This window comes from Leadbetterella byssophila DSM 17132 (assembly GCF_000166395.1).
In the GTDB taxonomy this organism is placed as follows: Bacteria; Bacteroidota; Bacteroidia; order Cytophagales; family Spirosomataceae; genus Leadbetterella; species Leadbetterella byssophila.
This window is the reverse complement of sequence record NC_014655.1, coordinates 1,333,793-1,358,891: the sequence shown is the minus strand read 5'-3', so window position 1 is coordinate 1,358,891 and position 25,099 is coordinate 1,333,793. Positions and strand designations below refer to the sequence as shown.

Annotated in this window: 23 protein-coding genes; 10 read left to right on the top strand and 13 right to left on the bottom strand. The window is 41.1% G+C overall.

Annotation, left to right across the window (positions count from 1 at the left end; genetic code table 11):
• Window positions 1–49: 49 nt before the first annotated feature.
• Window positions 50–883, top strand: coding sequence for a transglutaminase-like domain-containing protein (locus tag LBYS_RS06505; protein WP_013408079.1), 834 nt, complete (start codon window positions 50–52; stop codon window positions 881–883).
• Here LBYS_RS06505 and LBYS_RS06500 read toward each other — a convergent pair.
• The 6 genes from LBYS_RS06500 to LBYS_RS06475 form a co-directional block, all read right to left on the bottom strand.
• Window positions 880–2,829, bottom strand: a complete 1,950-nt coding sequence (locus LBYS_RS06500; RefSeq protein WP_013408078.1) for a M1 family metallopeptidase — start codon at window positions 2,827–2,829, stop codon at window positions 880–882. The two genes, LBYS_RS06505 and LBYS_RS06500, sit on opposite strands and share 4 nt — an antisense overlap.
• Before the next feature lie 73 nt (window positions 2,830–2,902).
• Window positions 2,903–3,751 (bottom strand): tyrosine-type recombinase/integrase, encoded by an 849-nt coding sequence (locus LBYS_RS06495; protein WP_013408077.1) that lies wholly within the window; start codon window positions 3,749–3,751, stop codon window positions 2,903–2,905.
• Window positions 3,752–3,809: 58 nt separating this feature from the next.
• Complete coding sequence (rpsU, locus tag LBYS_RS06490; RefSeq protein WP_013408076.1) at window positions 3,810–4,004, bottom strand: 30S ribosomal protein S21; 195 nt, start codon at window positions 4,002–4,004, stop codon at window positions 3,810–3,812.
• Between the two features lie 66 nt (window positions 4,005–4,070).
• Window positions 4,071–4,862: a TPM domain-containing protein gene (locus tag LBYS_RS06485; protein WP_013408075.1), complete on the bottom strand. Its 792-nt coding sequence runs from the start codon at window positions 4,860–4,862 to the stop codon at window positions 4,071–4,073.
• Entirely contained in the window at window positions 4,862–5,290 is a 429-nt protein-coding gene (locus LBYS_RS06480; protein WP_013408074.1) for a TPM domain-containing protein, read from the bottom strand. Before LBYS_RS06480 ends, LBYS_RS06485 begins: the two co-directional genes overlap by 1 nt.
• A gap of 36 nt (window positions 5,291–5,326) precedes the next feature.
• Window positions 5,327–5,917 carry a LemA family protein gene (locus LBYS_RS06475; protein ID WP_013408073.1) on the bottom strand — a complete coding sequence of 197 codons (591 nt, stop codon included), beginning with the start codon at window positions 5,915–5,917 and terminating at the stop codon, window positions 5,327–5,329.
• 662 nt (window positions 5,918–6,579) lie between these two features.
• On the opposite strand from LBYS_RS06475, the gene LBYS_RS06470 reads away from it, so the two are divergent.
• Window positions 6,580–8,109 carry an IS1182 family transposase gene (locus LBYS_RS06470; RefSeq protein WP_013407181.1) on the top strand — a complete coding sequence of 510 codons (1,530 nt, stop codon included), beginning with the start codon at window positions 6,580–6,582 and terminating at the stop codon, window positions 8,107–8,109.
• Between the two features lie 151 nt (window positions 8,110–8,260).
• Here LBYS_RS06470 and groL read toward each other — a convergent pair whose 3' ends face one another.
• Both groL and LBYS_RS06460 read right to left on the bottom strand, forming a co-directional pair.
• Window positions 8,261–9,889: a chaperonin GroEL gene (gene groL, locus LBYS_RS06465; RefSeq protein ID WP_013408072.1), complete on the bottom strand. Its 1,629-nt coding sequence runs from the start codon at window positions 9,887–9,889 to the stop codon at window positions 8,261–8,263.
• A 38-nt stretch (window positions 9,890–9,927) separates the two neighbouring features.
• Window positions 9,928–10,203, bottom strand: a complete 276-nt coding sequence (locus LBYS_RS06460) for a co-chaperone GroES (protein ID WP_013408071.1) — start codon at window positions 10,201–10,203, stop codon at window positions 9,928–9,930.
• A 157-nt stretch (window positions 10,204–10,360) separates the two neighbouring features.
• On the opposite strand from LBYS_RS06460, the gene LBYS_RS06455 reads away from it, so the two are divergent.
• Window positions 10,361–11,137 (top strand): glycosyltransferase family 2 protein, encoded by a 777-nt coding sequence (locus tag LBYS_RS06455; protein WP_013408070.1) that lies wholly within the window; start codon window positions 10,361–10,363, stop codon window positions 11,135–11,137.
• Between the two features lie 20 nt (window positions 11,138–11,157).
• Window positions 11,158–12,066, top strand: coding sequence for a hypothetical protein (locus LBYS_RS06450; protein ID WP_013408069.1), 909 nt, complete (start codon window positions 11,158–11,160; stop codon window positions 12,064–12,066).
• Here LBYS_RS06450 and cdd read toward each other — a convergent pair.
• The gene (cdd, locus tag LBYS_RS18725) at window positions 11,997–12,482 is read right to left on the bottom strand and encodes a cytidine deaminase (protein ID WP_013408068.1); all 486 of its coding nucleotides are present in this window, start codon (window positions 12,480–12,482) and stop codon (window positions 11,997–11,999) included. The genes LBYS_RS06450 and cdd overlap by 70 nt on opposite strands.
• Window positions 12,479–13,339: a nucleoside phosphorylase gene (locus tag LBYS_RS06445; protein ID WP_013408067.1), complete on the bottom strand. Its 861-nt coding sequence runs from the start codon at window positions 13,337–13,339 to the stop codon at window positions 12,479–12,481. The genes cdd and LBYS_RS06445 overlap by 4 nt, the downstream gene beginning before the upstream one ends.
• A gap of 115 nt (window positions 13,340–13,454) precedes the next feature.
• Between LBYS_RS06445 and LBYS_RS06440 the strand changes: the two genes are divergently transcribed.
• The 5 genes from LBYS_RS06440 (at window position 13,455) to LBYS_RS06420 (ending at window position 18,303) form a co-directional block, all read left to right on the top strand.
• Window positions 13,455–14,669: a sugar MFS transporter gene (locus LBYS_RS06440; RefSeq protein WP_013408066.1), complete on the top strand. Its 1,215-nt coding sequence runs from the start codon at window positions 13,455–13,457 to the stop codon at window positions 14,667–14,669.
• A 7-nt stretch (window positions 14,670–14,676) separates the two neighbouring features.
• Window positions 14,677–16,305, top strand: a complete 1,629-nt coding sequence (locus LBYS_RS06435) for a M1 family metallopeptidase (protein ID WP_013408065.1) — start codon at window positions 14,677–14,679, stop codon at window positions 16,303–16,305.
• A gap of 134 nt (window positions 16,306–16,439) precedes the next feature.
• Window positions 16,440–17,447: a class I SAM-dependent methyltransferase gene (locus LBYS_RS06430; protein WP_222836543.1), complete on the top strand. Its 1,008-nt coding sequence runs from the start codon at window positions 16,440–16,442 to the stop codon at window positions 17,445–17,447.
• Window positions 17,448–17,531: 84 nt separating this feature from the next.
• Window positions 17,532–17,981, top strand: coding sequence for a peptidoglycan-binding protein LysM (gene lysM, locus LBYS_RS06425; RefSeq protein ID WP_013408063.1), 450 nt, complete (start codon window positions 17,532–17,534; stop codon window positions 17,979–17,981).
• A 61-nt stretch (window positions 17,982–18,042) separates the two neighbouring features.
• The gene (locus tag LBYS_RS06420; RefSeq protein ID WP_013408062.1) at window positions 18,043–18,303 is read left to right on the top strand and encodes a GlsB/YeaQ/YmgE family stress response membrane protein; all 261 of its coding nucleotides are present in this window, start codon (window positions 18,043–18,045) and stop codon (window positions 18,301–18,303) included.
• A 12-nt stretch (window positions 18,304–18,315) separates the two neighbouring features.
• Here LBYS_RS06420 and LBYS_RS06415 read toward each other — a convergent pair whose 3' ends face one another.
• Window positions 18,316–21,546: a PAS domain S-box protein gene (locus LBYS_RS06415; RefSeq protein ID WP_013408061.1), complete on the bottom strand. Its 3,231-nt coding sequence runs from the start codon at window positions 21,544–21,546 to the stop codon at window positions 18,316–18,318.
• Between the two features lie 88 nt (window positions 21,547–21,634).
• Between LBYS_RS06415 and rsmA the strand changes: the two genes are divergently transcribed.
• Window positions 21,635–22,402: a 16S rRNA (adenine(1518)-N(6)/adenine(1519)-N(6))-dimethyltransferase RsmA gene (gene rsmA, locus LBYS_RS06410; protein WP_013408060.1), complete on the top strand. Its 768-nt coding sequence runs from the start codon at window positions 21,635–21,637 to the stop codon at window positions 22,400–22,402.
• On the opposite strand, the gene LBYS_RS06405 is transcribed toward rsmA, so the two are convergent.
• A complete protein-coding gene (locus tag LBYS_RS06405) occupies window positions 22,374–23,345 on the bottom strand; it encodes a YhdH/YhfP family quinone oxidoreductase (protein WP_013408059.1) in 972 nt (323 codons plus the stop codon). The genes rsmA and LBYS_RS06405 overlap by 29 nt on opposite strands.
• Window positions 23,342–24,973: a CTP synthase gene (gene pyrG, locus LBYS_RS06400; protein WP_013408058.1), complete on the bottom strand. Its 1,632-nt coding sequence runs from the start codon at window positions 24,971–24,973 to the stop codon at window positions 23,342–23,344. The genes LBYS_RS06405 and pyrG overlap by 4 nt, the downstream gene beginning before the upstream one ends.
• Window positions 24,974–25,099: the final 126 nt, after the last annotated feature.

Sequence of the window (25,099 nt, the reverse complement as noted above, 5' to 3'; positions counted from 1 at the left end):
GATTTAAAAGGGCTTATCGTATTATTGATTCTTAAATTAAACACAGCATATGAATATCAGGGACTTTAAAGCAATGGTATCCCTGCTAGATGATCCGGACGTAGCCACAGAAGTAAGAGATAATTTGAGAGGGATAGGACCTGAGATCTTACCTCTTATTGAGGCGGAGTTAGACACCTATGCACCGGAAGGAGAGGTAAGGAAAAAGATGGAGGCCTTGAGGAATGAGCTGCAGTCTGATGCTGTGTACGGTCAACTTAAAGCCTGGGCAGATGGAGGAGGAGAGGATCTATTGAAAGGTCTTTGGTTGATTTCTCAACTGGTATACCCTAATACTACCTTAGAATCTTTAAGGGCCGAAATGAATAGGATATATCTGGACGTTTGGGTACAGATGCGTGAAAACATGCATCCGGCAGATGTGCTAAATATCTTAAACACTACCATATTTGAAGATCTGGGTTTCGAGCCCAATGTAAAAAGCTTTCATTCTCCTCAGAATTCCTTGTTTAATCAAGTTTTATCAGAAAGGACAGGGAGTCCCGTTTCCCTAAGTTGTGTCTATATCCTTCTAGCTCAAAAGTTAGATATCCCCCTTTATGGTGTAAATCTGCCTAACCTCTTCGTAACGCTTTATGATTTACCGGGTAGACCTTTTTATGTAAATGTCTTTAATAAAGGTCAGATCTTTTACAAAAGGGATATAGATGATTATCTCAAGCAAATGAATCTGGAGCCTAGAAAGGAATATTATCAGGCCTGTACGCATATTGAAATTGTTACCAGGGTCCTGACGAATCTGGCTTTTGCATATCAAAAATCCGGTCAACCTGAACTTGAGGAACAGGTCAACCGGATTCTGGAAGGTCTACAATCTCATTAAGGTTTCCAGGTATTGTTCTTGTCATCTACATCCGGCAAGATTCCTCTTGGGTCAAGCTTAACATATTCAAGTTCTGCTTTACTAGGATGTTCAAAAGTCCAGGTGCTTCCTTTTTGCCAAACCTCCACAGGAAGTTTATGGATGACTGGATCTTTGCCTTTTTCCTTAATTTCAAGTTCAACAGGCATAGGTAGAGCTCCTACGTTTTCAAGTTCGATATAAGCTCCATTTTCCGCCTTATCCTTGATGTATTTCACGCTTTTTATAGCTTGGTCTATCTTATCCCCTTTGATAAACCATCCTCTCCAAAACCATTCCAGATCTTCACCCAAAACATTTTCTATGGTTCTGAAGAAATCAAAAGGTGTAGGGTGCTTGTACGCCCATCTACGTGCATACTCTCTTAATGCCATCTTCATTCTTTCTTCGCCTACAATGGCATCTGCCAGCATGGTAATGCCTACTGAAGGTTTGTAATAGGCCAAGATACCCAATTCTCTTTCAGGAATGGCGTCCGGGGTATTTAAGATGGACTTAGATGGATGTAGGAATCTACCCATCTTTGACGTAGCCTGAGGTACAAAATATTCTCCATTGTTAAATGCTTTAACAGCTAAAGAGTTGATGTATGTGTTCAAGCCCTCGTCCATCCAGGCATATCTTCTTTCATCGGAACCAACGATCATAGGAAACCAGATGTGTCCAAATTCGTGATCTGTAACACCAAAAAGGCTAGCTTTCTTGGAGCTTGCTTGACAAAATACTATGCCGGGGTATTCCATTCCGCCTACAATACCTGCTACGTTAATGGCATTTGGATATGGATATTCCATTAGCCAGCCGGAATAGAATTCAATGGAGAACTTGGTGTATTCCGTAGATCTGCCCCAAGCATCTTTACTTCCCACCTCTGCCGGATATACAGATTGAGCTAAGGCCGTTTTTCCTGAAGGCAAATTGATCTTTGCCGCATCCCAAACAAAGGCCTTAGAACTTGACCAAGCCACGTCTCTGGTGTTTTTGCAGCTAAACTTCCAGGTTAGATTGCCACTTCCGCTTGGACGCGAGGTGCCTATCTCATCTTCTTTTACAATAAATACAGTTTGATCTGATTTTCTTGCTTCTGCTAGTCGGGAAATCTGAGTAGATGTCAAAACCTCTTTAGGGTTCAAAAGCTCACCGGACGCTACCACAATATGATCTCTGGGAACGGTGATTTCAAAGTCATAGTCTCCATATTCCAGATAGAATTCTCCCGCACCTAGATAAGGGCTGGTATTCCATCCTCTGATATCGTCATATACACAAACTCTTGGGAACCATTGAGCCATTTGGTAGATGATTCCTTTTTGAGCTTTGTACATTCCCATTCTATCCGAACCATTCTCCGGTATCAGGAATTCGTACTGCATAGAAATTTGCACCTTCTCTCCCTTTTTTAATGGTTCAGTGAGGAAGATTTGAAGGCGAGTGTCTTCTGTGTAAGTGTCTTTTAAGATGGACTTTTTGCCCTTAGCTACAGTGCCTTTTGGAGCTGCAGTACCAGTAGGCTTTTCAGCCTTGATTTCTGAAAGTGTGTATCCTCCGTCAAAACCTTTCACTCCGTATCTTCCCACCGAAATAGGGGTTACACTGTTACCACGCGAGTCTTTTTTGAATTTATTTTGGTCTAATTGTAGCCAAATAAAGGTCAGCTCGTCCGGAGAATTATTCGTGTAAGTAATGCTAACCTGCCCTTTTACTTGATGAAGTGTAGTGTCTAAGCTAGCTTTGATTTGGTAATCGGCGCGGTTTTGCCAATACTCAGGTCCCGGCTGTCCTGATGCGCTTCGGTATTTGTTTCCGGGGACATAGTTGTTTAATGGATTAAAGACCTCTGAAGAATTGTAGTTTTGGGCATATAAGCCCGTCCATGCAAAGCACAAGGCTAAGATCAGTCTCTTCATACAATAGATTATTTAGTAAACTACAAAGGTAATATATAGCTACTTACAGTGCATTAAAATGCCCTTAGAATGGTTAAGCTTTAGGGTGGGCTTTTTGGAAAACTTCTTTCAGCTTTTGTATAGAATTGTGGGTATAGATCTGAGTGGCAGAAAGATTAGCGTGCCCTAGTAGCTCTTTAATGGCGTTCAGATCTGCGCCTCTGTTCAGAAGGTGGGTAGCAAAGGTATGTCGAAGTACGTGTGGGGAGGTTTTGGTTAAGGTGCTGATTTGTTGCAAATAGTGCTTAACTTTTCTTTGCACAAATACAGGATATAAAGCCTCACCTTTGTCTGTTAATAGAAGGTGAGTGTCATTTTTAGGGTGTAGTTCTAGGTAACGTTTAATTAAATCTTGTAGCGTACGGTGTAAGGGAATGATCCTGTATTTAGATCTTTTGCCCAAAACCTTTACTCGGTCATTTTCCAGATCTTTAACTTGAATACTGATTAATTCTGACAATCGGATACCTGTTCCATACAGTAACTCTAAGAGCAATTTGTCTCTTAAGCCTTCAAAATCTTCCGTAAATTCTAGTTGCTCAAAAAGGTCTTGTGTGTTTCTTTCTTCCAGGAATACGGGAAGGGGTTTAGGCGTTTTTAATGATTTGATGAGGTCTGCCGGGTTTTGGCTGATGATCTTCTTTCTTTGGAGAAAGGTGAAAAAAGCTCTAGCGCTGGCCAGTTTCCGGTTGATGCTCCTGTTCTCCAAGCCATCCTCTGAAAGAGAGACTACCCAGGCTCTGAGATCTTCAGTGCTGATCTGTGAAGGATCTATCCCATTTAGAAAGGTATGCAGCTGCTCTAAGTCCAGTTTATACGATTTGATGGTATGCGGACTAAGGCGTCTTTCGTGCTGAAGATGGGATAAAAAAAAATCGACCAATTTTGCCTGAGTTTAATCAGGACAAAATTAGTCGAAATATAACTTACATCAAAGACGATTAATCGTCAATGTGTCCATAAGTCTTTTGCTTGTAAGCTGCTCTTAGGATCTCGAATCTACGGCTAACAGATCCTTTTTCAAAGGCCTGACGACGTCTAAGTTCCTTTAAGACTTTCGTTTTTTCAAACTTCTTTTTGAAACGCTTAAGCGCTTTATCGATAGATTCGTTCTCTTTTACCTGTACATGTAGCATACTTTACACCTCCTTCATTTTGCTTAGGACTGCAAAGGTAGTATCTTAATTTTGAAAATCAAAATATTAATAACTTCCGCTGGCACCTCCGCCTCCAAAGCTACCACCTCCGAATCCACCAAATCCGCCGCCGCGACTGCCGCCACCCCAGCTTCCTCCGCCCCAGCTGCTTCCGCCCCAGTTGCTTCCGGACTGTCTTCCCCAGCCGGTATACGTGGTGTAAGGCCAGCCAGATTGGTCAAGGACATTCTTTCCTCCTCCTCCGCCGCCTCTGTTATTTTTGGACATGATAATGATGATGAATACCACCAGGAAGATAAATAATAAAACAAACCCTGCCGGTAATCCTTCGTCCGACTGACCCTTAGTCTCAGATTTGTATTCTCCTTCTGCATATTTAATAATAGCAGTGGTAGCTTCATCTAATCCTTCGTAATAACGGGATTCTTTGAAATGGGGCGTAAGTATGTTAGAGATGATTCTTTTGGCATAAATGTCAGGTAGTACGCCTTCCATTCCATAACCGGTCTGGATGGTGATTCTTCTGTCATCCGGTGCCCAAAGAAGGACTACACCATTGTTTTTATCCGCTTGACCAACACCCCATTTTCTGCCCAACTGATACGCATAGTCTGCGATATCATAGGGCTGCGTAGTATTTACGATCACCACTACAATTTGAGTAGAGGTGCTGTCATTATAGGCCACTAGCTTTTGCTCCAGGGCCTGAATCTCTTGAGCACTGAGTAATCCCCCCACGTAGTCGTTCACCAAACGAGGAGGATTTGGTTTTTCCGGTAATTCTTGCCCAAAGGCAAAAGAACTGAGGAAAAGTAGCAAAATTGTGATTATTCTCATCATCCAAAACTGATCTCGTTAGGAAGCTCATTTAAGTTAGATCCCGCGCATGGGAAATATTCTCTTAATTTTCTTCCTGCTTCTTCAATGGCCTGGATAAAACCATTTTCAAAGTCACCTATTTTAAAATTTTCCAAAAGGATTTCCCGGGTGCTGTTCCAAAATTCTTGACCCACCTTTTCGTTAATCCCTTCATCTCCTAGAATACAGAATTTATGATCTCCGTAAGCTAAGTATATTAATACTCCATTTCTCAATGCTGTTTTGTGCAAAGAAAGATATTCAAAGACTTCCTTTGCTCTATCCATTGGGTCAGCATAGGGGCAATGCTCCTCCACGTGTACCTTTATCTCTCCGGTAGTGAGTTCCTCCGCCTCGTGGATGGCATTAACTATATTTTTTTGCTGTATTTCTGACAGGAATTGCATAGGTGAAGTCCGGCGGATACTTCCGCCGGAAATATTTTACTTGAAATCAAAGTTTACATCTGGTGCAGTTTGTGCAGCCTCTGTAGCTTTAAACTGTTCTTTTTGGTTGAATCCGAAGATCCCGGCTAACAAATTAGTAGGGAAGGTTCTCACCGCTAAATTATACTCTGCTGTAGCCTCGTTAAAGTCCTTTCTTGCCACCGCAATACGGTTTTCTGTACCTTCTAATTGAGCTTGTAGTTCCAAGAAGTTTTGATTTGCTTTAAGTTGTGGATACTGCTCAACGGCTACTAACAAACGGGATAAGGATCCGCTTAATTGACTTTGAGCCGCTTCGAATTTCGCCATGTTCTCAGGAGTCAGGTCATCTGCTTCTAATTTGATCTGAGTGGCCGCTGCACGAGCGTTAATCACATCTGTAAGCGTGCTTTTTTCAAAATCAGCCGCACCTTGAACCGTTTTTACAAGGTTACCAATTAAGTCTGCTCTTCTTTGGTATTGGTTTTGCACCTCTCCCCAAGTTTTTCCCACCTGTACGTCCTTGCCTAGAATCCCATTGTAAGAATTACAAGCATACACGCCAAAAAGCGCAATTAGACCAATCAGTACTAAGGTTCCTTTTTTCATTCTCTTTAGTAGTTTTATTGAATTCTGACATCAAAGTTAAAGAAAGATTCGGTTTAGAAAAACTTTCTAGGATGAACGGTCGAAAAGCATGCTTTCACACGTTTTTAGCGTGTTATTTGCCAACTTATTCCTTCAAACGATAATTCGATTTGGAAATTTGTGTCCGCAGAGCTACTGTTACCATATAGGGTAGGCGAGTAATGTCCGAATATTTTGATTTGCATGTAAATGTTTTATGAATCTACTATACGTTAAATGCTAGGCGGTGGACCAATTACAATTTAGGACGTTAGAATGTTATTCGCGCCATAATTACTTTAATTTCTACTTAAGTGTAGGGGTGTCAAGAATAAACAGGGTGGGACAAGGTCATATTTATGAGATTCAATTCATCGTATTTATTACCTTAAATGGTGTGAGGGTAAAACCTCTGGATGGATTTGAAAAGAAATGTCATTAATCAATAAGGGATGGAATGGCAGTATATATGTCTTAAGTATGTTTAGAGAAAGCCCAGGCAACAAAAAAGAGGGTGTCTCATAAAGGCACCCTCGTTTTTTATTTTGAAGCCGAGGTTTTTTTAGATTTGGCTTCACATTTTCTCTTTAAAACTTGCGTTATTATTCTGATTTTCATATATTTAGGTATAAAAAATCAAGGGTATGGCATCAAGAAAACCCACTTTTAAGCCTTACGACCAGCAGCAAATGATGCTATTGCCTCCAAGTTTGGAGGAACTGGTTCCCAAGAATCATCCGGTACGGGTGGTCAATGAGGTCATTAATAAAATTAATCTCGCTCCTCTGCATGCTTCGTATAAATTGACCGGTGCCTCCAGTTATCATCCTCAGATGCTGCTTAAAGTGTTGGTTTATGGGTATGTGAGCAATGTATATTCGAGCAGGAAGATAGAGGCAGCCTGTAAAGAGAGTATTTATTTTATGTGGATAAGCGGCATGAGCTATCCTGACCATAACACCATTAACCGTTTCAGAAGTGACCGCCTTCGAGAAAGTCTTCGAAGTGTGTTCGAAGAAGTAGTTAAGCTTTTAGCCCAGGAAGGACTTTTGAGTATTGAAGAGGTTTGTGTTGATGGGACCAAAATAGAGGCCAATGCCAATCGTTACACCTTTGTTTGGAAAAAGGCTATTGCGACCAATAAAGAGAAAATGAAGCAGCAATTGAAAGGCATTTGGGAATATGCTCAAAGTGTTGCCAGCAAAGAGGATAACCTTCCCGATCCCCCTGACTTCACCACCATTACTAGAGAAAAAGTACAGTCTACCGTCGATAAGCTCAATGAGGTTTTGGGCAAGAAAAAAGATATTGACAAGAAGGTGAAAGGCAAACTGAGTTATGCCACCAAACACTTTCCACAGAACATGGGCAAATACGAAGAACAGGAGCAGATTCTTGGAGAGCGTAACAGTTACAGCAAGACGGATGAGGGAGCCACATTTATGAGGTTAAAGGAGGATCACATGAGGAATGGGCAATTGAAGCCGGCTTACAATGTTCAAATTTCCAGCTCCAACCAATTCGTTGTAAATTACACGATTCACCCCAACCCCAACGACACCACCACTCTGGCAGCGCATATAGCTCAGCATGAAGCAAGCTATCAGCAAGCTCCCAAAGTTATCACGGCAGATGCAGGCTACGGTTCTGAGGAAAATTATACCTTACTGGAAGGCAAAAAAGTAAAGGCCTACATCAAATACAATCTCTTTGACCGACAGCAGAACACCAATAACCAGGACCCATTTAGTACCGATAAGCTATTCTACAATGCCCAAGAAGACTGTTTCATCTGTCCGATGGGTCAGCAAATGAATTTCATTGGAGAGAGTAAAAGGAAGACCAGCACAGGTTTTGAACAAACCTCAAGAAAATATCAAGCCCAAAATTGCGGGCATTGTCCACTAAACGGAACTTGTAATAAGATGGAAGGGAATCGGATAGTCCAAGTCAATGAACGACTGGAGCGACAGCGGAAGCAGGCCTATGAACTTCTTAACAGTGAAGAAGGAATAAAAAGGCGAAAGAAAAGGTGTTACGATGTGGAACCCGTCTTTGCAAACATAAAAAGCAATCACGGCTTTAAACGATTTATGCTTCGGGGTAAGCATAAGGTCGAAATTGAGTTCGGCCTATTGGCCATAGCACAAAATATACGAAAAAAGGCCTCCTGAGAGACCTTTTTCAATACTATTTGCAAATTCAACCTCCTGAGGTTGGAATATAAAAAATCAAATAAGAAATCCCAGCCTAAATAAATTGAAAACAAAGAGAACGCCTCATTTAGGTTTTGAGACGCCCTCTTAAAATTTAGCTAGGGGGAGATTACATCATTCCACCCATTCCACCACCGTGCATGTGAGGAGCTTCAGGTTTTTCTTCAGGAATATCAGAAATTACCGCTTCGGTAGTTAATAATAGACCTGCGATAGATGCAGCGTTTTCTAAAGCTAGACGAGTAACTTTAGTAGGGTCAATAATACCCGCAGCGATCATATCTTCGTATTTATCTTCACGAGCGTTATAACCGTAAGCACCTTCACCAGATTTAACGGCTTGAACTACTACAGAACCTTCGCCGCCAGCGTTAGCTACGATAGTTCTCAATGGAGCTTCGATAGCATTTCTGATGATAGCCACACCAGTTTTCTCGTCAGCGTTTTCTACGGAGATACCTTCAAGAGCAGCCTGAGCTCTGATAAGAGCTACACCACCACCAGCGATGATACCTTCTTCCACAGCGGCGCGAGTAGCATGTAGAGCATCATCAACGCGGTCTTTTTTCTCTTTCATTTCTACCTCTGTAGCAGCACCGATATAGATGATAGCTACACCACCAGAAAGTTTAGCAAGACGTTCTTGTAGTTTCTCTCTGTCGTAATCAGAAGTAGTGTTTTCGATTTGTGCTTTGATTTGGTTCACACGACCTTTGATCGCTTCAGGATCTCCGGCACCGTTAATAACGGTGGTGTTATCCTTATCTACGGAAACTTTTTCAGACTGACCTAACATTTCAATGGTCACGTTCTCTAATTTGAATCCTCTTTCTTCAGAGATTACAGTACCACCCGTTAGGATAGCGATATCTTCTAGCATCGCTTTTCTTCTGTCACCAAAGCCAGGAGCTTTTACAGCACAGATTTTCAATGCACCACGGATCTTGTTCACTACAAGAGTAGCAAGAGCTTCTCCGTCTACATCTTCAGCGATGATCAATAATGGACGACCTGTTTGAGCTACTGCTTCAAGTACTGGAAGTAATTCCTTCATAGAAGAAACCTTCTTCTCAGAGATCAAGATGAATGGACGCTCAAGTTCAGCTTCCATCTTTTCAGTGTTAGTTACGAAGTAAGGAGAGAGGTAGCCTCTGTCAAACTGCATACCTTCTACAGTCTTAACTTCAGTTTCAGTCCCACGAGCCTCTTCAACTGTGATCACACCTTCTTTTCCTACTTTCTCCATAGCGTCAGCGATCATTTTACCGATCTCGTGATCGTTATTCGCTGAGATAGTAGCTACTTGAGTAATTTCTTTAGAGCTGTTGATAGCTTTAGATTGAGACTTCAGGTTAGCAACAATAGCAGTTACTGCTTTGTCAATACCTCTCTTAAGATCCATAGGATTAGCACCAGCTGCCACGTTTTTCGCTCCGATACCGTAAATGGCTTGAGCCAATACAGTTGCAGTAGTAGTACCATCACCAGCAGCGTCAGCCGTTTTAGAAGCTACTTCTTTTACTAACTGAGCACCCATGTTTTCGATGGAGTCCTTTAATTCAATTTCTTTAGCTACGGATACACCGTCTTTAGTGATAGATGGAGAACCGAATTTTTTGTCGATAATAACGTTACGACCTTTTGGTCCTAAAGTTACTTTTACAGCGTTTGCTAAAGTATCAACGCCTTTTTTCAATTTATCTCTAGCGTCAGTATCAAAAAGAATTTGCTTTGCCATTTTCTTTAAATTTAATTAAGTGTAAACTAAAATTCCTATCAGATGATAGCGTAGATGTCTGATTCTCTCATGATGAGATATTCTTTTCCGTCAACTGTTAATTCAGTGCCCGAATACTTACCGTATAATACTGTGTCACCCACTTTTACGGTTAGAGGCTCATCTTTTTTACCAGGACCTACAGCTACAACTGTACCTTTTTGTGGTTTTTCTTTGGCTGTATCAGGAATGATGATTCCAAACGCAGTTTTTTCCTCAGCGGGAGCTGCTTCTACCAAAACTCTGTCTGCTAAAGGTTTTACGTTTACTGACATAATTATATCTATTTTTAATTAAAAATTTCTGATAACCTAATGATCAAAACATTTGCCAATCGCTAAATTTTATCGTTTTACTGACATTTTTTCCGCATCGACTGACAAGCGCTGACAATTTTGTATGTAAATTTCAGAACCTAAACCAGTATACCACATGTTTTTTTTGACCTTAGTAGCCATTGTAAAAAATGAAGATCCTTATATTCAAGAATTTATACAGTATTACAAATTAAATGGAGTGGATCATTTCTATTTTTATGACAATGGTAGTCACCCACCCTTGTCAGATTTTCTAAAGGATCAGCCTGATATAACAGTCATTCCTTTTCCCGGAGAACAAAAGCAGACCTCAGCTTATAACCACTATATCAAGCATTTCGGTCATTTGTCGGAATGGGCCGCTTTCTTTGACATTGATGAGTTTATACTTCCTAAGCAACATCCTACTTTCAGAGCATATTTAGAAGATCAAGGCCAAAATGTGGACTGCATTAGTTTTAATTGGGTGATCTTTGGAAATGGAGGACATGATAAAAAGCCGAAGGGAGGATTTGTTATTGATCATTACCGCTATTCTGAAGGTAAACAGCATAAGAATGTTAAGAGCGCAGTCCGACCATCTTCAGTGAAAAAGTTCTTACATCCACATTTTCCTAATCTAAAATGGTTAAAAAAACATACCAATGCCCTAGGTTCCAAAATGAAAGGAGCAGAGAATTTGGAAGAATGCAGGCACGTGATCCAACTTAATCACTACTTCACAAAATCTTTAGAGGAGTACCAAAGAAAATTGAATTCCAAAAGGGCAGATAACGGAGTACGTAGGATTGATGACAAAGAGGCCATGAAATGGTTAGTTTCAGAACCTGAGAGATGTAGTGTATTCTACGAAGACGAAATCTGTGTGAAGTTTCTGCCTTTTATGAAATAATTATTAGATTATCTACCTCTATGAATCCATGTCACCTCGTTTTTTGCGGTTTAGTTCGTAATGCAGAAAAGAATCTGCTATTAAACCTTCAGAGAATTGAAGAAATACGCCCCCACTTCCAGAAGGTTTCGGTCATCATTTTTGAGAATGATAGTTATGACGGAACCAAAGAGGTGTTAAGCCAATATGCTAATAGCACTGAAGGAGTCCAGGTAACAATGGCCGATTTTGGACAGGATCCTTTCAACAAAGGGCCTTATTCTCGGCATAGGATAGATTTGATGTCACAATATCGTAATCAATATTTAAAAGCATTGCAGAAACTTGACTCTGTAGATTACGTATGTGTTATAGATCTAGATGTTTTCCATTTTGATACTTCACGCTTTCTCGCATGTTTTGATGATTGCAATTGGGACGTGCGATCTGCCTTAGGGATAAACAGGGTGGAATATCTATGGGGTTATGTATTCTATGACATTTACGCGTATGCGGACGTAGATGATTATACTGTGCTGCCTTTTCATAATTTTGAAGAGTTTAAATCCAGACAAAAGAGCCTATACCGAGCTTGTCGACATGCGAGAGAACTAATCCCTGTAGGCTCAAACTTTAATGGATTAGCTATATATAAAGCAGAGGCCCTACTTTCCGGAGTAGAATACTCGGGTGCCGAGGCGCATGTAGAAGGTGTAGAGTCCATGTGCGAACACGTAGTATTGCATGCAGCGTTACGTGAAAAGGGTTTTACCATGCAGTATTTGGATCCTAATCTCGTAGTAACATACCAGGATATCTCCCTTTGGGCACATTTAAAAATGTATGTGCCATTTCAGGTCATCCGCTATATGCGAAAAGTTTACGGCTGGCTCAGAATGGTTTCCTCAAAAGCCAGAGGAAGTAGTCCACTTGCAGAGACAAATCTATAAGTACTTCCATTCAACTTATGAAGGAGAACTTCAATCTCAGTCCCTTGCCTATTTTCACATTCTGACATGACTTGTCTACAAATGCCGCAGGGGGTGACAGGATGTGCAGAGGTGGACCGAAGTGCTGTTACGGCTATGGTCTTTATTTTTCCTTGGGGAATGTTTGCACCTATGTAGTGTAAGACAGAGCGTTCAGCGCATGTACCCGCAGGGAAAGAGAGATTCTCCTGATTGCTTCCTCTGAAAATCTGTCCATCTTCTAAGAGTACAGCTGCACCTACGGGGAACTGGCTGTACGGAGAGTAACTCTGTTCTGCGGCGGCTATGGCTTGAGAAATGAGCTCTTGGTGATTCGGGCTCAATTCATCCCAAGTTTCAAATTCTGTATAGGATAGCGTTAAAGTTTTATCTTTCATATAAACGTTTCTAGTACTTGGCCGATCATGTTTTTGACGGCTTTTTTGTAATCTGTGGAAAAATCTCCGGTAATTCGGTTGGCTATGATGGTATTGACTGACAGTGCTTCATGACCCATTAATTTAGCTAAACCGTAAATAGCAGAGGTTTCCATCTCAAAATTGGTAATTTTTAAGCCATCAAACTCAAATGCTGTCAATTTTTCATTGAGTTCCGGCTCCTGTATGTCCAGTCGTAATACCCTTCCCTGAGGGCCATAAAATCCGCAAGCCGTAGCCGTTATGCCGGTTTTGAAATCTTGGGTTTTAGCCAAAAGGCTTTGACCGGCAGGAACTATGTATGGGCGGGCGAAGCGGGAGTTCCAGTTGCTATCTGTGATAAACTTATCAATAAGGGGATTTTGGGTGAAAGCATCCGTATTTTGATAGAAATGCAAAAGCCCATCCAAACCCAAGCCATGGGAACTGGCTAATAAACTGTCTACCGGAATCTCAGCTTGTAAGGAGCCAGAAGTTCCTAGTCGGATGATTTTTAAGGAAGTATGATCTGCCTTCTTTTCTTTCTTTTCCAGATCTAGGTTTACAGCAGCATCAAGTTCTCCAAGTACTATGTCTATATTGTCTGTACCCATTCCTGTGGAGATCACGGTCACTCTTTTTCCCCTTAATTTTCCGGAGTGAGTAACTATTTCCCTCTTTTGGGTTTTAAAGTCTACTTGATCAAAGAAGGCGGATACCACAGGTACTCTATCTGGGTCACCAACCAGGAAAACGGTTTCTCCAACATGTTCCGGTTTGAGGTTGATATGGTATAGACTTCCGTCAGGATTTAGGATCAGTTCTGAATTCTTATACATATTGCTGATGTTTCAAAGTCCAAGCTAGGATTTCCTTAGAAAAATACCAACGTTTATATGGTTTTTTTCGTGCAAATATGTGGTATTATTGTGCCACAAAAGTAAATCAACGAACATGACACAAACCAAAAACTATTATGGTCCTCTAGCCATTATCGGTATATTATTCTTCATTTTCGGGTTTATTACCTGGGTTAATGCGGTATTAATCCCCTTTTTCCAAAAGGCCTTTGAGCTGAATAATACCCAGGCTTATTTGGTCACCTTTGCCTTCTATATTTCTTATACTGTGATGGCTATTCCTTCTACTTGGGTGCTTAAGAAAGTAGGTTTTAAAAGAGGAATGTCAGTGGGTTTGTTAATTATGGCAATAGGTGCATTAATCTTTGTACCGGCTGCCAGAGCGGAATCATATAATCTTTTTCTGACCGGTTTATTTGTGATTGCTACCGGACTTACTATACTTCAAACGGCCTCAAATCCCTACGTCACTATCCTGGGTCCAATAGAAAGTGCCGCCCAAAGGATCAGTGTGATGGGTATCGCTAATAAAGTGGCTGGTATCATTGGGCAAAAGGTTTTAGGTGGAATCTTACTAGCAGGTAGTGCTACAGCAGTAGGTACGCTGACTAGAGCAGAGGAATTAGAAAAGGTGGTGATTCCCTATTTTGGTATAGCCGGAGCCTTGACCGTACTTGCCATTACGGTTTGGTTTATGAAAGGTTTGCCGGAAGTGCAGGAAGAGGAAGAGGTGGTGACAGAAACCGGAAAATCATCTATCTGGTTACACCCAAATTTGGTTTTGGGATTAGTAGCTTTATTTGCCTATGTAGGAGCGGAGGTGATTGCAGGTGACTCCATCATTGCTTATGGGATTTCTCAAGGATTCCCGGAAGAGCAAGCGAAGGATTTTGGTACTTACACCTTATGGCTGATGTTAGTGGGGTACGTTTTAGGTATTTTCCTTATTCCTAAAGTGGTGTCTCAGGGAGATTGGTTAAAATATTCTGCACTGTTTGGGGTGATCATGACCGTAGCTGCCATTTTTACAGATGGTTTTACTTCTGTGATGTGTATCGCTCTCTTGGGATTGGCCAATGCTATCATGTGGCCGGCCATTTGGCCTTTGGCACTAGATGGATTAGGTAAGCATACGAAGTTGGCTTCCGCACTTTTGGTGATGATGATAGCCGGTGGCGCCATCTTGACTTCTTTGTACGGAAAAATCTCTGAGCATACGAATACTCAACATGCCTACTGGTTAGTGGTGCCTTTGTATGCTTTTATCTTTTGGTATGCGGCTTTTGGACATAAGAAAAAAACGTGGTAATTATCATATGAAGAGAAGTAGTTTAATTTTAGGAGCATGTCTCCTTTCATCGGTGTCATTTGGGCAGATTTTGCATGGCACAAAAAAAACCTTTACCCTGGATGATACCTTAAGGGGAACCATTACACCGGAAAGAGCATGGTGGGATTTAATGCGTTACGACCTAAGTGTTGATGTGGATATCGACAACAAGTTCTTTAGGGGTTCCAATGTGATCTCTTATAAGGCCTTAAGCCCGGGAAAAGTGATGCAAATAGATTTGCAAGAACCTCTATCCATAACTTCAGTAGTGCAGGGAGAGAAGTCCTTGAAGTTTACGAAAAAAGGAGCTAACGCGTATTTCATAGAATTACCTGCCACGGTGAGTGCAGGAGCAGAAGGAGACATAACCGTGCACTATGAAGGAAATCCAAAGGTGGCCAGAAGAGCACCTTGGGATGGAGGAGTTTCATGGGCTAAAGATAAATTAGGAAGGCCTTTCGTGGCTACTTCATGTCAAGGTCTTGGGGCGAGCGTTTGGTGGCCATGTAAGGATCACATGTACGATGAGCCGGACAAAGGGATGAGAATTAGTATCACTATTCCGGACAGTTTGATGAACGTTTCTAACGGTATGATGGATTCCTATTGTCTTTACAAAGACGGCAAGGTTACTACCGTTTGGGAGGTTATCAATCCTATAAATAACTATGGGGTAAACATTAACATCGGTAATTATGCACATTATACTGAGACCTATAAGGGAGAAAAAGGTCCTCTTCGTGTAGATTATTGGCCATTAGATTACAATCTGGAAGTGGCAAAGGAACACTGGAAAGATGTACCTCGTATGTTAGAAGCTTTTGAATATTGGTTTGGACCCTATCCTTTCTATGAAGATGGTTACAAATTAGTAGAAGCTCCTTATTTGGGAATGGAACACCAAAGTTCTGTGACATATGGTAACCAATACAAAAAAGGATACTTAGGCAGAGATCAATCCGGTACAGGATGGGGCGATAAATGGGATTTTATCATCATCCACGAAAGCGGTCACGAGTGGTTTGCTAATAATATTACCTACAAGGATATAGCAGATATGTGGGTTCATGAAGGTTTTACTGCCTATTCAGAATCCCTGTTTACGGATTATCACTATGGTAAAAAGGCAGGAGAAGATTATGTGATAGGTACCAGAAAGAACATAAGAAACGATATTCCTATCATCGGTGTTTATAATGTAAACCATGAAGGTTCCGGTGATATGTATAGTAAAGGAGCGAATATGATCCATACAATTCGTCATATCATTGGGGATGATGAGAAGTTCCGTCAAATCTTAAGAGGAATGAATAAGGATTTCTACCACCAAACCGTATCTTCTGCAGATATTGAGCATTACATTTCACAAAAGGCAGGAAGAGACCTAAGTAAAGTATTTGATCAATACCTACGTGATGTGAGAATTCCTAAACTTGCCACCCAGGTGAAAGGAGGAAAGGTGAACTATCGTTGGGAAAATGTAATTGACGGTTTCGATATGCCGGTGAAAGTAGCGGTTGACGGTAAGGAGCAATACATTTATCCGAGCACTTCATGGAAATCTATCAAGGGTAAAACCTTAGTTGCAGATCGTAATTTTTATATCACTCAATGAAACAAAAGTTTCTAAATATATTTTCAGAATATTTTGAAAATTCTAAACTTTCAAAATTAATTGTAAGTTCGCCTCTTCAGGATTCTGAATTTAGGAGTATTATCATTAGGCCCTTCCTTTCAAAGAAGGGCCATTTGCTTTCATGGGTATACAGATATCCTAGAAAAGATGTGACGAAGAATTATACTTTAGATGAAAGCTTAGCGCTCCTACAGAAGATGATAGGTGTAGATTTTAAGCAATTTGACCTATACGGCTTAGAACAGGAAGTATTTCTGAAGGCAGATGGGAAAGAGAAAATGACCCAAAAGCCCGTTCAAATGAAGAGAGAGGTACAAGTAACCCACAATAAGGTGAAGTCAAGAATGGTGGAATCTGACGCTAATTTCTTAAAACTTTTAGGGGTTAGTTCTACAGACGGTCATCTTAAAAAGGAGAAGAGAGATAAATTCGTACAGATCAATAAGTTCCTGGAGTTTTTTAAGAATGCTACAGAATCCCTGGAAAAGAATAAGATGACTGTGCTGGATATGGGTTCCGGGAAAGGATATTTAACCTTTGCTATCTATCATTATCTAAAAGAGGTATTATCAGAAAAGCCTGAGGTGAAAGGGGTGGAGTTCCGTGAAGATATGGTCCACCTCTGTAATCAAAAAGCTGCGGAGGCAGGTTTTGATGGTCTAGGATTCGTTCAAGGCAGCATAGATAGTTATGAAATTCCCTCTGTAGATGTGCTGATAGCCTTACATGCATGTGATACGGCTACGGATGATGCTCTGGCTAAGGGTATAAGGTCCGGTGCCAAAGTAATCATGGTTTCACCATGTTGCCACAAGCAGGTCCGGAAAAGCATGAAGACGGCTGGCCTAGCGTCTTGGTTTAGTAAATATGGAATAGTAGAGGAGAGAACAGCGGAAATGCTTACGGATCTCATCCGGGCAGAAGTATTGGAGATCTTTGGTTATCAAACTCAGGTTTTCGAGTTTGTGAATGCTGAAAATTCTCCCAAAAATTTGATGATAACTGCCGTGAAAAAGCGCGAAAATAGGGCAGAGGATCAAAATGCTTGGATGGAGATTGAAAAAATTAAAGCTTTTTATGGTGTTGAATACCAGCACTTGGAAAGAGAGATGCGAACTTAAGTTTTAATGTCCCTGTGACTTTGTTTATTCCATAAAGTCTATATATTTGTTTAAATTAATTTTCTTACCTTAAATTTATTAACAATGGGACTAATATCATTTTTTAAAGGTGTTGGCGAAAAGGTTTTCGGCAAAAGTGAAAAAGAAGAAGCTGCTCCGGAATTGAAAGCATCTGCTCTTTTGGCTCACGTTCAAAATCTTGGCTTGCCTTTCAGAAAATTGACTGTGAAAGTTTCAGGGGACACCGTAACGCTTGAAGGTGAGACTGAGAGCCAACAAGATTCTGAGAAGATTGCCTTAGCAGTAGGTAATGTCGAAGGTGTAGCCGTGGTAGATAACAATATCGTTGTAGTTACTCCTGAACCTGAAGCAAAATTCCATACCGTGGTGAAAGGGGATACGCTTTCTAAGATTGCAAAAGAATTTTATGGTGACGCCATGAAATATCCGGTGATTTTTGAAGCTAACCGACCAATGTTAACTCATCCAGACAAGATATATCCTGGTCAAGTGCTTAGAATTCCTGCACTATAAGGATGTTTGAAAGGGAGCCTATGGGTTCCCTTTTTTATTATTCAACCCAAATTTTATCTTTATGAATCTACTCGTAACCATCTTAGTGGGTGCTATTGCCGGTTGGCTAGCAGACTTAGCTTTTAAGAAGTTTAGTCTATCCCTACTTGTTCAAATTATCCTTGGTATTGCAGGTGCATTTGTAGGAAGTTGGCTCTTTGATGGAGAAATCCACACCATGTTAGGACTGCCTGAGTTTATCAGCAGAGTGATAGAGGCATTTGTAGGTGCAGCTGTAATCTTATTGGTCGTACTTTTGATCAGAAGGTTTACTGCCAAATGAGGGACGCAGGAATTACTCCTGCGCTCCTCCGGTTATACCGGGATAATTCAATCTGAAATATTGGAATTCCCTTTCTAAGGCTTGCATTTTCTCTTCGAAGCCGTCTAAAATCCCGTCTTTTGCAGGTACTTCTATGGCTTTTGTGATCTCATGAATTCTCATCAATCCTATGGTGCCGGAATTTCCTTTTAAGGTGTGTAGTTCCTTTTGGATAGTCACTACATCCTTTCTTATATAGGCATCCTTTACCGCGCTTAATTGTTCGCTGGCCTCTGTCTCAAAATCTTCAAAAACAGATCTTAGCATTTCTTCTCCTACCATCTCCTTTAAGCCATTGATTACTTCTAGATCAAACGCAGGTACAGTGGGCTCTATGCTGGCTGTGGTTACTTTAACCGTTCTTTTGGATATGGATTTACCCTTAAGACATTCTTCTACCTTTTGAATCAGGAGATTAGCGCGAATAGGTTTAGCCAGATAGTTGTCCATGCCGGAGGAAAGAAACTTTTCTCTATCATTCTCCATGCTGTAAGCCGTCATGGCCACCACTTTAGGAAGCTTTGAACCAAACTTCTCTCTCAGGATCTTCGTGGTTTCTATTCCATCCATTTCTGGCATTTGGATATCCATTAGAATCAGGTCAAAGTCCGGGTTATTCTGGAAGGTGTCTAGGGCCTTCATGCCTGAATCAGCCCCTATAACGTGACAATTTGCTTTCTTCAATATCTCCATAGCTACCTTGCGGTTGATAGCATTGTCATCTACCAGCAGAATTTTTGGACTGAAATCTTTAAAATATCCTTCGATAGAAATTTCTGTATCAGCGCTAGCTTTCTCGTGGATTTCACCTTCCACTGCCAGACCGGCAGGGAGAGTAAACCAGAATACAGAACCTTCTCCCAGCTTGGAAGTAAGACCTATCTCCCCACCCATGATTTCTACTAATTGCTTAGAGATGACAAGTCCTAGTCCCGTTCCACCAAAGGCTTTTTTGGTAGAAATATCCAACTGCTGGAAGCTGGTAAACAACTTTTTCTGATTCTCTTCAGATATACCAATACCCGTATCAGCTACCTCGAAACGTAAGAATTGGGTCTTCTCATCCTGTCCTTCCCATTGGATCCGGATTATTACATTTCCATTTTGTGTAAACTTGATGGCATTAGAGGTCAAGTTGGACAAGATCTGCAATAGTCGGATTCTGTCTCCTATGATATACGGATGAACTTTGGGGTCCCATTCGAATTTGAGGAGGTTATTGGTTTCCGCCGCTTTTTGTTTGAACAGAGCCACCAGGTTCTTCAGCATTTCTTTCAGGTCAAAGGGTTTCTTTTCTACGTTCATTTGACCCGCTTCTAACTTAGATAGATCCAAAATGTCATTTAAGATGGTCAGAAGCGTTTCTGAAGAGTTTCTAATGGTATTTACATATTCTCTTTGCGACTTGTCCAGTTCCGTTTCGTTTAATACGTCAATCATTCCTATGATACCGTTCATAGGCGTACGTATTTCATGGCTCATGTTAGCCAGGAACTGTTCCTTTACTTTCAATAAGTGTTCTGCCTCTTCTTTAGCTTTTTTGAGCTCATCCGCACTTCTAAGTAGTTCCGTTACATCCCTGGCTACTCCTTCTACTTCTATAGGAGTGCCTTTTTCATTCTTGATCATCCGGATGTTCAACATGAATTGACGTATACTGCCGTCTTTTCTTTTCACCCGAACTTCATAGTTCGTGATGTTACCGGATTTCAAAAGGGTTTTGATGTTCTTTGAAGAGTCCACCACGTCTTCAAAGAATTGATCCACTTTTTGATGAATCACTTCTTCTTCCCGGTATCCCGTATGCTTATACACAGAAGGAGATATCATGGTGATATTTCCGGCTAGGTCAGATCTATAGTAGATGTCAATGAATGATTCAATGATGTTTCTGAACTTATTCTCACTTTTCTGAAGATCCAGAAGGGCTTTCTTATTTTCCGTGATATTTCTAGCAATACCGGACACCTCCTCTACTTCGCCGTTTTCACCTGAAATGATAGGGTTTAAGTGGAATTCATACCAGTCGGGCCCTCCGTTCTTCTGTCCCCAATGAAGTTCAAAATACTGGGGTTTTCCTTGGAAAGCCAGGTTGTACTTCTCACGGATCATGGGTTTATCGTCCGGATTGAAGAGCTTCCATCCGTAGCGTTCAATGCTGGTATTGATTTTGGGCTCTTCACCTAATTGGCTATAGACAATATTGTAGTAGTTCCTGTTCATGGAACTGAGTTGGCGTCTGGTGTTCACTGTCCAAAGCAAGTGAGAACTACTATCGAAGAGGGCTTTTAAGCGGGCGGTTTGAAGCTCCAGATCGGCTTCTGCTCGCTTTCTTTCCATGGTCATGGCAATCTGTCCCGAAACGAATTGAAGTAGCTCCAGGTCATTGGAACTGAACTTGTTCTCATCCGAATAAGATTTTATACCAATCACCCCCACCACTTCTTCATTCACTTTCAGAGGCACTAAGATCTGTACTGCTGGAAGGATAGATTCGTAGATAAACAGTTTTTCTCTTTCTATTAGCTCCTCTAGCTCCTGGCGGTTTAGGACCAAAGGTTTCTTTTGCAAGAGGGAGTATTCTATCAAACCGTTCCCTAGTCGCCTTTTAAGATAGTTTTGGCCTGTATCAAAGAATTCATCTACGTGATATGGGAAGTTGATGCTACTATCTTTATAGTCAAAAACCGCCACAAAGAAGTTATTGGCGTAAATGTTCTTTTTTAGGTTCAAGTGAACCTGGGCAAGGAAGTCTTCCAGGCTTCTGGTATTCAGGTTACTTTGGGCTATGGCAAAGTACAGATTTTGAGCCGCTTCAGCTCTTCTTCTTATCGTAATATCTCTCAGGATAAATCTGTAGGCTCTTAGCCCATGATTGATTTCTGAATAATGGACATCACCCAAAAGGTAAACTCTCTTCTTTAATTTATTTCTAAGTACCAAAGTGGTGTCATGCAGGTGTTCACCCAATTGGAGACCCAGAATTCCCTTGATGATTTCTTCTTTGAATTGGGGATGTAGATAGTCGGTAATCTTTTTCCCTCTTACTTCCTCCTTTTGGTAACCCAGGGTTTTTACAAAGGCAGAGTTAACGAAGATGAATTCTCCCGTTTGGTTCAATATGAAGTTGATCTCAGAAGTGTTTTCAACGAAATCCTCTAAAAAATGGATGTATTCCGGGGAATGAGAAACCTGTTTTGCCATACGTGATGCACTAAGATTACAAATATAAGTGGATTCAGGCTCCTTTAACCGCTGATTATACCTAATTTCGCATATTAATTGGAGAGAATTGGAAAAAGTTAAGGCAAAGAAACATTTGGGTCAACATTTCCTAAAAGACCTGAGTGCCGCCAAAAGAATTACCGAACTTTATCAAGGTCCTAAGAAGGTTTTAGAGATAGGGCCTGGAATGGGTGTACTTACGCAGTATCTACGTGAAAGGACGGATTTAGACCTATATTTAGTAGAAATAGACAAGGAATCTGTGGCCTATTTGCAGCATCAATACGGTTATACAGATGAGAAGCTATTTGATGCGGATTTTCTCCAAATGAATCTTTCTGAGCGACTAAACACGGAAGGGGATTTTGGGATAATTGGTAATTTCCCTTATAATATTTCCTCCCAAATTTTCTTCAAAGTGCTGGACTACAGAGATCAGGTGAAGGAAGTAGTGGGTATGGTTCAAAAGGAGGTAGGGGTTAGATTAGCCTCGAAACCTGGAAATAAAGATTATGGTATTTTAAGCGTGCTTTTGCAAGCGTTCTATGATATAGAATATAGCTTTACTGTTCCACCCGGCGCTTTTGATCCTCCTCCAAAAGTGGATTCAGGAGTGATTCGTTTGGTTAGAAATATGGATAAGAAACTGGATTGCGACTATAAGAAATTCAAGTTAGTAGTGAAAACGGCCTTCAACCAAAGGAGGAAGATGCTTTCAAATGCCTTGAAGCCGGTGTCTGCTCAGCAAGAGTTTCCATATGCCAATAAACGAGCGGAGCAGCTGGATTACCTTCAGTTTGCAGAGATTACTCGAGTTCTGTTTCCAAATCAATAAGGACTCTTCCCTGAGCTTTCCCAGCGAGCATATCTTGGATTTCAGTTTCTAAGGTGTCTAAGGTTACTGTTCTAGTGATTTTTTCTAAGTTCGGAAGTTTCCAAATATTGGCTAATTTGTCCCAAAGCTCTCTTTTCCATTCTAAAGGAGCTTCTGCTGACTCTATGCCATAGAGTGTGACACCTCTGAGGATAAAAGGGTAAACGGAAGACTCAAAGTGTGGAGATTGGGCCATTCCACATACAGCTATGGCACCGTAGGGACGTATGGTTTTGATCAAATGGGATAAAGTGGCGCCTCCTACAGTATCTATTGCAGCATCAAATTCTCCTTTCAAAAGAGGTTTTTCCGATGGAGACCAGGGTTTTATCACCTCATTCGCTCCTAATTCAAGCAAAGTTTTGGGGTCTTTTCTTGATAAAGCGACTACTTCAATTCCCAGTTTATTAAGTAGTAAAATACAAATTGAGCCTACACCGCCTGAGGCTCCGGTGACCAAGATCTTTTGAGGTTGATGGGGGAGTATTCTATCTAAGGCCATGGCAGTGGTTAGGCCTGCCGTGCCAAGTATCATGCTTTCCTTTAGTGAAAGTCCGGAAGGTAGGGGTATAGCCCAGGCGGCTGGAACAGAGATGTACTCAGAGAAGCCGCCTTTGGAGTTCATTCCTAGGTCATATCCGCTAACTATAACCTTCTGTCCAGCCTTAAAATCCGGATGGTTAGATTTTTCCACTACTCCGGCAGCATCAATACCGGGAATGTGAGGGTAAAAACGCGAAATGCCCCTGTTTCCATTGGAAGCAAGGGCATCTTTATAATTTAATGACGAATAAGCTACCTTAACGAGAAGTTCGTTCTCCGGCAAGTATTCGCTGGTTTGTACACGTCTGAGAACTTTCCCATCCGGATCTAATTCAACCGTCAAGTGCTTAAATGGCTTCATGACATTTTCTTTTGAAGAGCTGCTTTTACAAAGCTTACAAACAGAGGGTGTGGGTTCATCACTGTACTTTTCAGTTCAGGATGGAATTGTACTCCTATAAAGAATGGATGCGTAGGGATTTCAATGATCTCCACCAGTCCTGTATCAGGGTTGGTTCCACTTAATACCATACCACTCTTTTCGAAATCTTCCTTGTATGCATTATTGAATTCCCAACGGTGTCTGTGTCTTTCAGAGATCTTAGCTTTTCCATATATGCTTCTGGCTAAGGTTTTCTCCTGAATCTTACATGCATATGCACCCAAACGCATAGTACCACCTTTATTTTCTACGGTTTGTTGGTCATGCATCAAGTCGATCACCGGATGACCTGCATTCGGTTCCATTTCAGTAGAATGCGCGTCTTCCCATCCAAGGACGTGTCTAGCGTATTCAATAACGGCCATTTGCATACCTAGGCAAATACCAAAGAATGGAATATTGTTTTCTCTGACGAATTTAACCGTCTGAATTTTACCTTCTATACCTCTTTCTCCAAAGCCTGGTGCTACGAGTACACCGTCTAAGTCGCCTAAAAGTTCTTGTACGTTTTCAGCATCAACTTGTTCGGAGTGGATCCAACGCAGATTTACTTTGCATTTGTTCATAACTCCACCGTGGATGAAGGCTTCTACTATAGATTTATAGGCATCTTTTAACTCTATGTACTTACCTACTAGACCAATGTTAACTTCATGTTCCGGATTCTTTAGTACTTTAAGGAAATTATTCCATTTACGCATATCAGAATCTGTTCCACTGTAGATGTCTAACATATAAAGTACTCTTTGGTCCAATTTTTCATGGGCCATATTTACAGGTACCTCATAGATGGAATCCGCATCAATGGATTCAATGACAGACGGTACTTCCACGTTACAGAACAGCGCGATTTTCTTACGAATATCCATAGGTAGCGGGTGCTCTGTTCTACAAACGATGATGTCCGGCTGAATTCCGGACTCTTGTAACATTTTTACCGAGTGCTGAGTAGGTTTGGTTTTTAATTCACCTGCTGATTTAAGATACGGAACTAAGGTCAGGTGAATGGTAAGCATATTCTTTTCGCCCAATTCCCATTTTAGCTGTCTTACTGCTTCTAGGAACGGAAGAGACTCTATGTCACCTACGCATCCACCTATCTCAGTGATGATGATGTCATATTGACCGGATTCTCCTAAAAGACGAATATGCTGTTTGATTTCGTCAGTAATGTGCGGAATAACTTGTACGGTTTTTCCTAGAAAATCTCCTTTACGTTCTTTGTTCAAGACATTGTAATAGATTCTACCTGTGGTTACGTTATTGGCTTGTGAAGTGGGGGTGTTTAGGAACCTTTCGTAGTGGCCTAAATCCAAGTCTGTTTCAGCACCATCTTCGGTAACGTAACATTCTCCGTGTTCGTAAGGATTCAGTGTGCCCGGATCCACGTTAAGATAGGGGTCCAGTTTTTGAATAGTAACAGAAAAACCGCGTGATTGTAAAAGTTTGGCTAATGATGAAGCAATAATACCCTTTCCTAGTGATGAAGCTACGCCTCCAGTCACAAAAATGTACTTGGGCTTATTTTTTTTCCCGCTCAATGGCATGTCGATAATGATTGATTACGGGATACAAAGTTAGCACTTTTTTTCGGGTTTCTACCTTTGTGCAGATGAAGATTTTTTGAAGTAGAAGTAAGACTCTGGTAGACAAGATCTTCGCGAAAGATATTT

Bases quoted from the DNA above. Each gene is read 5' to 3' on its own strand.
- LBYS_RS06470 (WP_013407181.1), top strand. From the start codon at position 6,580: ATGGCATCAAGAAAACCCACTTTTAAGCCTTACGACCAGCAGCAAATG.
- LBYS_RS06480 (WP_013408074.1), bottom strand. From the start codon at position 5,290: ATGCAATTCCTGTCAGAAATACAGCAAAAAAATATAGTTAATGCCATC.
- groL (WP_013408072.1), bottom strand. From the start codon at position 9,889: ATGGCAAAGCAAATTCTTTTTGATACTGACGCTAGAGATAAATTGAAA.
- LBYS_RS06455 (WP_013408070.1), top strand. From the start codon at position 10,361: ATGTTTTTTTTGACCTTAGTAGCCATTGTAAAAAATGAAGATCCTTAT.
- pyrG (WP_013408058.1), bottom strand. From the start codon at position 24,973: ATGCCATTGAGCGGGAAAAAAAATAAGCCCAAGTACATTTTTGTGACT.
- LBYS_RS06500 (WP_013408078.1), bottom strand. From the start codon at position 2,829: ATGAAGAGACTGATCTTAGCCTTGTGCTTTGCATGGACGGGCTTATAT.
- LBYS_RS06415 (WP_013408061.1), bottom strand. From the start codon at position 21,546: ATGGCAAAACAGGTTTCTCATTCCCCGGAATACATCCATTTTTTAGAG.
- LBYS_RS06460 (WP_013408071.1), bottom strand. From the start codon at position 10,203: ATGTCAGTAAACGTAAAACCTTTAGCAGACAGAGTTTTGGTAGAAGCA.
- cdd (WP_013408068.1), bottom strand. From the start codon at position 12,482: ATGAAAGATAAAACTTTAACGCTATCCTATACAGAATTTGAAACTTGG.
- LBYS_RS06505 (WP_013408079.1), top strand. From the start codon at position 50: ATGAATATCAGGGACTTTAAAGCAATGGTATCCCTGCTAGATGATCCG.
- rpsU (WP_013408076.1), bottom strand. From the start codon at position 4,004: ATGCTACATGTACAGGTAAAAGAGAACGAATCTATCGATAAAGCGCTT.
- LBYS_RS06435 (WP_013408065.1), top strand. From the start codon at position 14,677: ATGAAGAGAAGTAGTTTAATTTTAGGAGCATGTCTCCTTTCATCGGTG.
- LBYS_RS06450 (WP_013408069.1), top strand. From the start codon at position 11,158: ATGAATCCATGTCACCTCGTTTTTTGCGGTTTAGTTCGTAATGCAGAA.
- LBYS_RS06440 (WP_013408066.1), top strand. From the start codon at position 13,455: ATGACACAAACCAAAAACTATTATGGTCCTCTAGCCATTATCGGTATA.
- LBYS_RS06485 (WP_013408075.1), bottom strand. From the start codon at position 4,862: ATGAGAATAATCACAATTTTGCTACTTTTCCTCAGTTCTTTTGCCTTT.
- LBYS_RS06420 (WP_013408062.1), top strand. From the start codon at position 18,043: ATGAATCTACTCGTAACCATCTTAGTGGGTGCTATTGCCGGTTGGCTA.
- LBYS_RS06475 (WP_013408073.1), bottom strand. From the start codon at position 5,917: ATGAAAAAAGGAACCTTAGTACTGATTGGTCTAATTGCGCTTTTTGGC.
- LBYS_RS06445 (WP_013408067.1), bottom strand. From the start codon at position 13,339: ATGTATAAGAATTCAGAACTGATCCTAAATCCTGACGGAAGTCTATAC.
- LBYS_RS06405 (WP_013408059.1), bottom strand. From the start codon at position 23,345: ATGAAGCCATTTAAGCACTTGACGGTTGAATTAGATCCGGATGGGAAA.
- lysM (WP_013408063.1), top strand. From the start codon at position 17,532: ATGGGACTAATATCATTTTTTAAAGGTGTTGGCGAAAAGGTTTTCGGC.